We start from the raw sequence: 9,813 nt of genomic DNA, 5'->3' as shown, positions 1-9,813 counted from the left end.
GGAGGGGGTCTGTATGGGGGTGGTCGCCCGCGGTTGTGTCCGGGGGGGGGGGGGGGGGGGGGGGGCCACCCCCCCCCCCCCCCCCCCCCCCCCCCCCCCCCCCCCGTCGTTGCCGCGAACACGATCTGCTGCTTTACAGAGCGCTTTGGCCGCCGAACGTGAACACCGCGGAACCGGGTGGGATACGGCCGATGCGGCGGCTCACTCTGCCGCGGTGTACGGCAGATCAGTGCGGTTCAGCAGTTCGTGGAGGCGTTCGGGGGACAAGCCCGGGTTGGCCGCTGCCGCTTCTGCGGTGTCAGGGGCCTCCAGAAGCGTCTCGATCAGATCGAGGGGCAGGAGCGGGTTGGTGGCGGCGGCTCGACGTACGTCGGTGTCGGTGTCGGTGAGCAGGTGGATGGGGGGCCGGTCCAGTGTGGGGTCGGCGGCGGCCAGTCCGCGCACGTCCGGGTCTTCGTGGTTGAGGAGATGTTGCAGACCGGTGCGAGGCAGGTGAGGCAGCGTCAGGAGGTACGGGCGCTGCTGCGGAGTGGCCATGAAGGCGTCGAGGACGGTTGCGGGCGGCGCGAGCGGGTGGTTGCAGGCGAGCAGGTACCGCACGTCCGGGTCGGGGTCGTCGGCCAGACGATGCACCAGTTCCTGGGGAAGTCCGGAGTAGGTCGCAGCGACTCGGCGGAGCAGGGGATGCGTGGATACGGCGCACGCGCTGTACCAGTCGGTGTCCGGCTCCACCCACATCTCGGCGACCGGGCCGATGGCCTCGGCGGTGCGGCCGACGACCCGGTCAAGTGCCTGACGTTGGGCCCAGGTGCGTGGCAGAGGGTGCACCAGTGCCCGTGTCCGCACGGTGTCGTCCGGGTCCTTGGCGAGGACTACCAGCAGTGGGGGATCGAGGTCGGCCCGGCTGGCTATGCGCTCACGTACGTGGGGATCGGGATGGCGCGCAAGGCGCGCGACCGCGTCAGCGGGCGTGTAGCGGTTGTGGGCCAGAGCCCACAGGTCGCGTCCGTCGGCGAGGCACGCCTCGGCCACGGTGCGGGAGACGGCGTAGTTGACGAGCAGGAGTGACCGGTGGTGGCAGTCGGCTTCCGGCAGGTCGGCCTCCATGGCTGCGGGATCCAGGATCCGACTGTGCCTGCGCGCGGCGTCGCGTACGGCAGGGTCCGGATCGGCCAGTAGGGCATTGCGTTGCCCGGGAGTCAGCCAGATCCACGAGCCGGCTCCCTGTACCCGCAGTTCGGGGTTCTTGTGAGCCGGCATCTCACGGTAGAAGGACATGGGTATCTGCCCGGAGAACGCCAGCTCTTGTCGGATTTCGTCAGCCGTGACCGGCTGAGGGTGATCAGGGTCGTCCTGCCTGGTCAGCAGGGTTTCGAGGATGTCGTCGGGGAGCGCCTCGACTCGCCCCGTCCGCAGGCGGGGGCCGGAGGCGAGGTCGGCGCGTACGAAAGCATCAGGGTCGTCGACCAGTCGGCTCCGTTGCGCCGGGGCGGCGTAGGGGTTGCGGGCGAAGGCCCGGCGGACCGACCGCTCCGGATGCCCGATCACCGCGTCGATCACGTCAGCGGGGAGGGCGCGCTCCTGGCACAGGACCTTCCAGGCCGCGCGTGCAGCCGGGTGCAGCAGGCGCAGCAAGACGTCGGATGGTGCGGCCGGGTTGGCGGCAATGCCGCGCAACCACAGTTCCGTGAGGGAGGAGGGCATCGAAGCATCGTGGCAGCGATCACTTGATCGTGTCGACGGACTTGGCAGTCCCTACCGGGCCACGCGTCGGGGCCGTGCAAGGCCAGCTCACCTGCGGTGATGCTCCAAGATCCGATCCACGCCTCGTCCACGCCTCGTCCACGGACCCCGACATACGGCCGCTCCCAGCGGCACACGCCTGCACATACGCGAAGACCCCACCCTCAGCGTTTCCGCTGGTGGCGTCCCGTGAGGTGCAGTTGAAGGAAGTGCTGGCCCTCACCAAGCACAACTGGAACTCGGCTGCTTTGGGTGGACTCCTGCCTATCACGATCAAGTTCTCGGGACTGGTCGGAGAGATCATGCGGGAGATTCAGCCCGATCGGACCCCGCGGCAATTCAAGTTCGACATCTTCCATATTCAGGTACGTCCCGTGTCCACCAGGGCGGGCGGCGGTCGTCAGACCTTGATGACGGTGACGCGACCGCCGCACAGCGCAGTGATGTCCTCCGGGTCCGAGGTGAGAACGGTGACGGGTCCGGGGGCGGCGAGGGCGGTGGCACCGAGGATGGCGTCGATGGCGTACTTGTCGCCGTACAGGCCGGCGTCGGCGAGGAGGGCGCCAGCATGGCGGGCGATGGGCTCGGTGACTGGTTCGACAACCAGGCGGGACAGCGTCCACTCCAGGGCCGGCCGGTTGATGCGAGGGTGGACCACCTCGACGAGGATGGCCGCAGAGGTGATCACGCGCAGGTCGTCCGCGCGGGCGAGCGCGAGCCAGCCGGTGACCGTGCGGTCACGCAGGACGGCCTTGGCCAGCCCTGCGCTGTCCAGGACCAGGGTGCCGCCGGGTACGGCCGGAGAGCGGGTCACGCGGCGTGCGACCCGCCCTGTGCCTGCTCCTGCCGGGCATGGTGGAGCTGATCGCGCAGAGCTTGGATCTCCTCGTCCGTGACGGGCCCGTGCTCGGCCTCGGCGACCTGGATGAGTTCGTTGAGATTGTCGCGCTCGATCTGGCGGGCCACGGCGGCGGCCACGTAGGCGGACAGCCCGGAGGGGCCGCTGCGGGCTTTGGCGGCCTCGGCGATGTCGCGCGGCATGGTGATCGAGTACTTGCCGGTAGGCTCACTCATGCCACCTATCCTACCTTGCATCCTACCGGCGCTGGTGAAGGGTGCGGCCCGATGTGCTTGCCAGCGCCGGGACCCTCGGTGCTGGTCATGTTCCGCCGCGTTCAGGGGTCCAGCGCGCCGTCAGCGGTGCCGGGCCGCGTTCAGGAGTCCAGCGCGCCGTCAGCGGTGCAGGGCGTACGACGCAAGCTCGCGTAGCGGGAACGCCCGGCGAGCGCGTGACCAGTATGTTCGGGCCGGCACTCGCGGCTGACTACTGGTCACCGATGCCGGTGCCGCCGCTCCTGGAGCCTCTTCGTCTGCTCCTCGAAGAGTTTGTTGCGCCCCTGGGTCTTGTGGCGCGCTTTGCTGCTCTGTCCACCGTGGCCCTTGTGCAGCAGCTTGTCAGCCATGTCCTTGGCCCGCTGCCTCATCCCTTCTGCGCCCATGACCGCACCTCCGGCGTTGCTGTTGGTCCTCTGCCCAGACTGGCGTCCTCTGCCCAGACTGGCATCCGGTCAGGGTCCTCGCATCTGGCAACGGCGTCACCGTGCCGCGTTCAAGGTGCCGCTTCCCACGGTCCATCAGGCTTGTCGCCCGCCGGGTCGAGGGCTTGGGCCAACCGCACCAACCCCGCCTGGCAGCAGATGGCATCAATCGCCTCAGCCAGCTGGTCACACAGCACCCGGCAGCCGTCGTATCCCGGCACGGGGCTCCAGACCGGTCTCTCCCAGCTGCTCATACTCACCTCTACGGGGCCACCGCTCCACCCTGGACACCTTCCGACTGCGCAGGCGGCGACGATCGCCACCGCCGAACAGACCACCATCCAGCACAACGTGCGATCACCGCCCAGAACAACGGCAGTGCCAACGGCATCACACCATCGGCCCAGCCCGCGCCCCGTGGAAGGCGCCTTCAGTCACTGGTGGCATGGCCGGTTGGACTCCGATGGCAGCGGGGCCTCGTCCTTACCGGTCAAGGCTCGTGACCGCGACCTTGTCGGTAGCCGGCCTGACGCTGCGTCCGTTCAAGCCGTGCCCGCCTGACGTCGGTGATCGGCCCTCCGCCTGGGCCACAGGTCGGGGGCGAGGATTTCGTAGCGGATGCGGCGTGCGGTCCAGTAGCAGTTGGGTGCGGACGGTGGGCATGAAGGGCACGGAGCCGCACAGGTAGACGTCGGCGTCCGCCGCAGGTCCACCTCGCCGAGGACTCGTACATGCGTTTGATCGCGGGTGGCAGGGGCTACTCGCACCGGAAACCTGCGTCGCAGCGAGGGGCAGCGCCGACGGGACCGCGCAGAGGCAGATGGCAAGGGGTTGGTCGTGATGACCGTGGCGACACAGCAAGGCGGTGGGGGCGGTTCCAGTGGCCTCTACGACGTTCTGGAACTCATTCTCGACCGTGGGCTGGTGATCGACGCGTTCGTGCGGGTCTCCCTTGTCGGTATCGAGATACTCAAGATCGACATACGGATCGTCGTCGCCAGCGTCGACACCTACCTGCGCTTCGCCGAGGCGTGCAACCGTCTCGACCTGGAGGCGGGGCCGCGCAAGCCTGCCGGGCTTACCGAGCTCACGGGGAAAGCCACCGAGTCCGGCGCCCGCGGCAAGACCAAGGGAGCTCTGTCCGGCGCCGCGGAGACGATCTCCGACGCCTTCCAGCAGGCCCGTGACGAGGGCAAGGAACGTCAGGGCGCCCGGCCCGGCGCGCACAGGAGGGAGGGCGAGGGATGAGCACCTACGTCTACGGAATCGTCCGCGCCTCGCACTCCTGACTCCCGCAGGACACGGACGGCATCGGAGACCCTCCGCGGCCGATGCGCGTGCTGCGCCAGGGTGAGCTGGCCGCGATCGTCAGCGATTTCCCCGGTGGAGCTGCGGCGGTTCCGGGCTGATTGGCCTTTCGTCAAGGGCGTCCCAGTCGATGTTGGGGGCGTCCTTGGCCTGCCATTCCGGCTGGCCGGTGGCGTCCTCGAGGAAGACGTGCCTGGCCTCGCCGATCTTGTTGCCGTCCGAGTCATGGACCGGGTGGTCCGGTACGGTCGGAAATCTGCTCTCTGGTGATCATCGCGAAACTCACTGAATTGGCAATTCGGGCGCATCTAGGGCTTGGGGCATACCGGGTGGGCGCGCGGATACCCGCCCGTCATGGCACGGATGGTCACCACGCGCAGGCAGGGTCGGCACAGCGCAGCCGGCCAGGACACAGAACCCGGGCGCGAGAGGCGCCCGGGACCGGATGAGCAGGTGGAGCGGCGGGCCCCGGACGAGCCCACAAAGCTGCCTGGGCGCTCCTGGCGGGCGGTGCTGAAGGGCACCGTCAAGGAGTTCAAGGACGATGAGCTGGCCGACCGGGCTGCGGCGCTGACCTACTACGGGGTGCTCTCCCTCTTCCCCGCGCTGCTGGTGCTCGTCTCGCTGCTCGGGATCGCCGGTCGGTCGGCGACGCAGCAGGTGCTGGACAACCTCCAGAAACTCACCCCCGGATCGGCCCGCGACGTCATCCGCGATGCCGTGACCCAACTTCAGGGCAACGCGGGTATCGGCTCGGTCATGGCGATCGTGGGCCTGGCGGTGGCGGTGTGGTCGGCATCCGGCTACGTCGCGGCGTTCATCCGTACCGCCAACGCCGTGTACGACACGCCGGAGGGGCGGCCGGTGTGGAAGGTTCTGCCGGTCCGTCTGGGCGTGACGGTGGCGCTGCTCATCCTGGCGTTGGTCAGCGCACTGATCGTGGTGTTCACCGGCGACCTGGCCCACCAGGCAGGCACCACTCTGGGCATCGGCGACACGGCGCTGACGGTCTGGTCTTTCGCGAAGTGGCCGGCGCTGGTCGTGCTGGTCACGATCATGATGGCGATTCTGTTCTGGGCGACACCGAACGTGAAGGGCCGTGGCTTCCGTTGGGTCACGCCGGGCAGCGTGCTGGCCCTGGTGATCTGGGTGATCGCGTCGGCCGGGTTCGCGTTCTACGTGGCGAACTTCGCCTCCTACAACAAGACCTACGGCGCCCTCGCCGGGGTGATCGTCTTCCTGGTGTGGCTGTGGATCAGCAACATCGCGATCCTGCTCGGCCTGGAGTTCGATGCGGAGATGGCCCGCCAGCGCGCCGTCGCCGGCGGTCTGCCCGAGGACGAAGAGCCCTATGTCCCGCCCCGCGACACCCGTGCGTGGAGCGAGGAAGACCGGCGCCGCCTGGAATGAAGACCGGCGCCGCTTGGAATGAGGTATCTGCCGAGGTCATCGAGTCAGGCGCTGCTCAGCCCGGGAAGTCGCAGGTCATGAGAGTGCTGGCGGATCTTCGTGAGGGTGATCACCGGTTGACGCGATGGGTGGCGTCGTGGCGGTCGGGCTGCGTGCGGCGGGTCCTGCCGGCGGTGGAGGAGAGCGCCGAGCACACCAAGCTGTGGTGGGGCGCCGCCGTGGCCCTGTCCGCCGCTGGGTGGCGGGGGAGCAGGGCCGCGACTGCCGGCCTGGCGAGCATGGCCGTGGCGGAAGTCGCCTCGAACTGTGTCCTCAAGGGCGTGTGGCATCGGCGTCGGCCGCCGAAGGAGTGGATCTCGCACGAGGAGGTCCATAACCGCCCCGACTCTTCGTCCTTCCCTTCCGGGCACACCGCTGCGGGGGTGGCGTTCAGCGCCGCGGTGGCGACGGTGTGGCCGTGGGCGGGCGCGGTGTGTGCGGTGCCGGCCGTCATGGTGGCCGCCGAACGCGTACACACGGGCGCCCACTACCCCTCCGACGTCGCCGGCGGCGCCGCGATCGGCCTGGCTGCAGCTTCCTTGGTGCATCGTGCTCCCCGCCTGGCCCAGCGCTTGCTGCGGTAACAGCTTCAAGCCACCGAAACCGCAGGTCCGCCGGATGGTGTGTCCGCATCCCGGGTACCCGGGGCACTGCCGTGCGTCGGTCAACGGCACGGGCCGGCGCTTCCATCCAGGGCAAGGACTACTACCGGCAGCTGAGAAAGGCGGCAATCCGTCATGAGTACTCAGGATTCCCACCGCGGCCCGAGCGGCTCGCAGGAGCCGGTCGGCGATCTGGTCCAGCGGGCCTCCCAGCAGCTGACGGAGCTGGTACGCGGGGAGATGCGGCTGGCGCAGGCGGAGATGAAGGAGAAGGGCAAGCGGTACGGCAAGGGCGGCGGCCTGTTCGGCGGAGCGGGCCTGGTCGGCTTCCTGACAGCGCAGGCCCTGGTCGCCACCGCCATCGCAGCCCTGGCCGTTCCGCTCCCGGTGTGGGCAGCGGCCCTGATCGTCACCGCCGTGCTCGGCGTGGCCACCGCGCTGCTGGCCCTGACGGGCAAGAAGGAGGTCAGCCAGGCCGCACCGCCGGCACCCGAGCAGACCATCGACAGCGTCAAGGCCGATGTGGCCGAAATCAAGGAGAGTGCACAGCGATGATCCAGCCGCCTCACGACGAGCCCAACGCCTCCAGCACCGAAGAGCTGCGGGAGCAGGTTGAGCAGACCCGCCACGAACTCGGGGAGACGGTCGAGGACCTGGCGGCCAAGACGGACGTCAAGGCCCGCGCGCAGGAGAAGGCGACCGCTCTGAAAGAGCAGGCGGGCACCAAGGCCGCAGAACTGACCGGGCAGGTCAAGGTGAGGGCTGCCGAGGCTGCGCACCTGGTGCAGGACAAGCTGCCCGACCCGGTCAAGGACAAGGCCACCGCAGCAGCCGAGCAGGTGAAGGCCAAGGCCGGACAGGCGGGTCAGGTGTGGCAGGACAAGGCACCCGAACCAGTCCGCGCCAAGGCCCAGCACGGCGTCGAGGCCGCCCGCGACAACCGCACCGCGCTGATCGTGGCCGGCAGCGTGGCGGTGGCCGCGTGGCTGCTGCTGCGCCGCCGGGGCAGGAGGTAACCGTGAAGGCATCGAAAGTCGCCTACAAGCCGGTCGGCCTGGCGCTCGGCGCGCTCAGCGGCGTGCTTGCCGGCGGGCTGTTCGAAGCAGGTGTGGAAGAAGCTCGGCCTTGACGAGGACGCCCCGGACGCCACCGACGAGGACTGCATCTGGCAAGAGGTTCTGCTCGCCGCAACCCTGCAGGGCGCGATCTTCGCCGGGGTCAAGGCCGCCGTCGACCGGGCTGGAGCAGCCGGCACCCGCCGCCTGACCGGAACCTGGCCCGGCTGATCCACCCCCTCTGCCGACGGCGCTCGGCCCTCCCGGGCGCCGTCGGAAGCAGCCCGCGCAGTCGGCCCGCAACGGTGAGAGGAAACCGTGACCGATCACCGCGCATCAGCCGCTCTCACCGCTGTGGCCGTCACCGCTGCGGTGTTGCTGGCGCGGTGACGGGTGAGCTCCGCGCGGTGGTGGGTGAGCTCCCGCCACAGCGCTGCCCGTGCCCAACGACACGACATGACACTGGCCTAGCCGGAGACGACCGAGTCGGCGAACCTCACGCCTCGATGCCCGACTCCGCCTCCGACCACGCGCTGCGTGAGGCCGAAGAACACCTCAGCCGGCACTGAACCGGCTGCGGTCGCTCTACCCACGTCACCCCGTCAGTTCGGGTAGCCCCGCCCATCCAGACGGAAAGCCCGGACATGTGAAGGAAGCGTGGTGGCCATGTGTGGGCGGCATGTCTGACGGCTGGCTGTCGATGGACGGCAGGCATGCAATCGCCGCTGCGGTGCAGGCGTGAAGGATGAGGTGTGTCATCTACCGTGAGTCAGCGGGCGAGCCGGAGCAGGTGGACTGCCGACAGGTCGACGGTGGCCGTGAGGCGGTGCTGGACAGCCTGAAGCGGGTGGGGGAAGGCGAGTTCTGCTGGGTGCATCTGGACAATCCCGGCCCAGGTGATCTGCAAGAACTGGCGGCCCCTCTGGGCCTGCATCCGCTGGCGGTCGAGGACGCCGGCGAGGCGCACCAGCGGCCCAAGCGGGAGCGGTACGGGGACGTGCTCGCGGTAGCGCTGAAGACCCTGTGGTACGTCAGGGACGGCTGCGAGGTGGAGACCGGCGAAGTGATGGTCTTCACCGGTCCGCGTTTCGCCCTGACCGTGCGTCATGGCCCGGCGGACCCCACTGGGGAGGCGGCCCGGCGGCTCGGTGAGGACCCGTCAATGCTGCGGTTCGGGCCGGTCGCCGTGCTGCACGCCGTCCTGGACACGGTGGTCGACTCCTACTCCGAGGCCGCCGCCCAGGTCCGTACCGGCCTGACCGCGCTGGAGCGGCGCGTGTTCTCCCCGGAGCGCGAGGACCTCACCGAGAACATCTACTCCCTCAAACGCGAGGTCCTGGAATTCCGCGACGCCGTCCAGCCCTTGGTCCCTGTGGTGCAGGACTTCGCCGGCCCCCACACCGGGTGGCCCGAGGAGATGCTGCCGTACTTCCGAGACGTCGCCGACCACATGCACCGCACCGACACCGAGGTGCGCTCCCTGGACGAGCTGCTCAACTCCGCCCTCGACGCCCACCTCGCACGGGTGGGGACCTGGCAGAACGACGACATGCGCCGCATTTCCGCCTGGGCCGCGATCCTGGCCATCCCGACCCTCGTCGCCGGGCTCTACGGCATGAACTTCGCACACATGCCGGAACTGAGCTGGACTTACGGATACCCGCTCGCCGTCGCCGTTATGGTCGGCGCCGCCGCCCTGCTGCACCGGACCTTCCGCCGCAACGGCTGGCTGTGAACGCCAGGCACCTCCGTCAGCCGACGGAGGCGAGGCGACACCCCTGCCGACGCCGCCCTCAAAGGGGTCAGTCCTGGACGAGCTGATCGGCCAGACGGCGGGCCTGAGGCCAGCAGCGCGCCATGCGTCGCCAGCGCAACAGGATCATCTGCCACAGTGCCAGGCACCGGCCGACGGAGCTCGTCGAGGCTGCGGCGCATGTGTGCGAGCAGGGGTGGCGGGGCCGGTCCGCGCGGGACGAAGGCAGGAGCGCGGACCGGCCCCGCCACCCCCGGCGCTGCTTCACTGAGCTTCTTCGAGGTGGCCACCGATCAGGTGACGGTCCGCGAGCCGCAACGAGCGAGGCCCCCGGGCTGTTGACCGAGATGTCTGACGTCTCAATC

At 69.4% G+C, this 9,813-nt stretch carries 10 protein-coding genes and 3 pseudogenes; 8 read left to right on the top strand and 5 right to left on the bottom strand.

Going from position 1 to position 9,813, the window contains the following annotated elements; all coding sequences use genetic code 11:
- Window positions 1-201: 201 nt before the first annotated feature.
- From AC067M_RS03885 to AC067M_RS03870, 4 genes are all read right to left on the bottom strand, one after another.
- Window positions 202-1,704 carry a hypothetical protein gene (locus AC067M_RS03885; RefSeq protein ID WP_478695375.1) on the bottom strand — a complete coding sequence of 501 codons (1,503 nt, stop codon included), beginning with the start codon at window positions 1,702-1,704 and terminating at the stop codon, window positions 202-204.
- Window positions 1,705-2,143: 439 nt separating this feature from the next.
- A complete protein-coding gene (locus tag AC067M_RS03880) occupies window positions 2,144-2,557 on the bottom strand; it encodes a type II toxin-antitoxin system VapC family toxin (protein WP_478695374.1) in 414 nt (137 codons plus the stop codon).
- Entirely contained in the window at window positions 2,554-2,817 is a 264-nt protein-coding gene (locus tag AC067M_RS03875) for a CopG family transcriptional regulator (RefSeq protein WP_478695373.1), read from the bottom strand. Before AC067M_RS03875 ends, AC067M_RS03880 begins: the two co-directional genes overlap by 4 nt.
- Before the next feature lie 257 nt (window positions 2,818-3,074).
- Window positions 3,075-3,242: a hypothetical protein gene (locus AC067M_RS03870; protein WP_478695372.1), complete on the bottom strand. Its 168-nt coding sequence runs from the start codon at window positions 3,240-3,242 to the stop codon at window positions 3,075-3,077.
- 879 nt (window positions 3,243-4,121) lie between these two features.
- On the opposite strand from AC067M_RS03870, the gene AC067M_RS03865 reads away from it, so the two are divergent.
- On the top strand, window positions 4,122-4,529 hold the full coding sequence (locus tag AC067M_RS03865) for a gas vesicle structural protein GvpA (protein ID WP_478695371.1): 408 nt from the start codon (window positions 4,122-4,124) through the stop codon (window positions 4,527-4,529).
- Window positions 4,526-4,669, top strand: a pseudogene (locus AC067M_RS03860) (GvpL/GvpF family gas vesicle protein); the annotation flags it as partial. The gene AC067M_RS03865 and the pseudogene AC067M_RS03860, both read left to right, overlap by 4 nt.
- A 73-nt stretch (window positions 4,670-4,742) precedes the next feature.
- Here AC067M_RS03860 and AC067M_RS03855 read toward each other — a convergent pair.
- A pseudogene (locus AC067M_RS03855) lies at window positions 4,743-4,863 on the bottom strand (DUF2382 domain-containing protein); the annotation flags it as partial.
- A gap of 80 nt (window positions 4,864-4,943) precedes the next feature.
- Between AC067M_RS03855 and AC067M_RS03850 the strand changes: the two are divergent.
- The 6 genes and pseudogenes from AC067M_RS03850 (at window position 4,944) to AC067M_RS03825 (ending at window position 9,430) form a co-directional block, all read left to right on the top strand.
- Entirely contained in the window at window positions 4,944-5,999 is a 1,056-nt protein-coding gene (locus AC067M_RS03850; RefSeq protein WP_478695370.1) for a YihY/virulence factor BrkB family protein, read from the top strand.
- A gap of 116 nt (window positions 6,000-6,115) precedes the next feature.
- The gene (locus tag AC067M_RS03845) at window positions 6,116-6,622 is read left to right on the top strand and encodes a phosphatase PAP2 family protein (protein WP_478695369.1); all 507 of its coding nucleotides are present in this window, start codon (window positions 6,116-6,118) and stop codon (window positions 6,620-6,622) included.
- Between the two features lie 153 nt (window positions 6,623-6,775).
- The gene (locus AC067M_RS03840; RefSeq protein WP_478695368.1) at window positions 6,776-7,195 is read left to right on the top strand and encodes a phage holin family protein; all 420 of its coding nucleotides are present in this window, start codon (window positions 6,776-6,778) and stop codon (window positions 7,193-7,195) included.
- Window positions 7,192-7,656, top strand: coding sequence for a DUF3618 domain-containing protein (locus AC067M_RS03835; protein ID WP_478695367.1), 465 nt, complete (start codon window positions 7,192-7,194; stop codon window positions 7,654-7,656). Before AC067M_RS03840 ends, AC067M_RS03835 begins: the two co-directional genes overlap by 4 nt.
- Window positions 7,657-7,658: 2 nt before the next feature.
- A pseudogene (locus tag AC067M_RS03830) lies at window positions 7,659-7,926 on the top strand (DUF4235 domain-containing protein).
- 514 nt (window positions 7,927-8,440) lie between these two features.
- Window positions 8,441-9,430, top strand: coding sequence for a magnesium and cobalt transport protein CorA (locus AC067M_RS03825; protein ID WP_478695366.1), 990 nt, complete (start codon window positions 8,441-8,443; stop codon window positions 9,428-9,430).
- The last annotated feature ends 383 nt before the right edge of the window (window positions 9,431-9,813 follow it).

Source organism: Streptomyces sp. NPDC043427 (assembly GCF_056436655.1).
Note: the sequence above shows the minus strand (reverse complement) of the source record. Positions and strands in the feature narration are given on the sequence as shown.

What these genes read in the sequence shown, in the direction of transcription:
- AC067M_RS03885 (WP_478695375.1), bottom strand. Translation starts at nt 1,704, where the DNA reads ATGCCCTCCTCCCTCACGGAACTGTGGTTGCGCGGCATTGCCGCCAAC.
- AC067M_RS03875 (WP_478695373.1), bottom strand. Translation starts at nt 2,817, where the DNA reads ATGAGTGAGCCTACCGGCAAGTACTCGATCACCATGCCGCGCGACATC.
- AC067M_RS03870 (WP_478695372.1), bottom strand. Translation starts at nt 3,242, where the DNA reads ATGGGCGCAGAAGGGATGAGGCAGCGGGCCAAGGACATGGCTGACAAG.
- AC067M_RS03865 (WP_478695371.1), top strand. Translation starts at nt 4,122, where the DNA reads ATGACCGTGGCGACACAGCAAGGCGGTGGGGGCGGTTCCAGTGGCCTC.
- AC067M_RS03850 (WP_478695370.1), top strand. Translation starts at nt 4,944, where the DNA reads ATGGCACGGATGGTCACCACGCGCAGGCAGGGTCGGCACAGCGCAGCC.
- AC067M_RS03840 (WP_478695368.1), top strand. Translation starts at nt 6,776, where the DNA reads ATGAGTACTCAGGATTCCCACCGCGGCCCGAGCGGCTCGCAGGAGCCG.
- AC067M_RS03835 (WP_478695367.1), top strand. Translation starts at nt 7,192, where the DNA reads ATGATCCAGCCGCCTCACGACGAGCCCAACGCCTCCAGCACCGAAGAG.
- AC067M_RS03825 (WP_478695366.1), top strand. Translation starts at nt 8,441, where the DNA reads ATGAGGTGTGTCATCTACCGTGAGTCAGCGGGCGAGCCGGAGCAGGTG.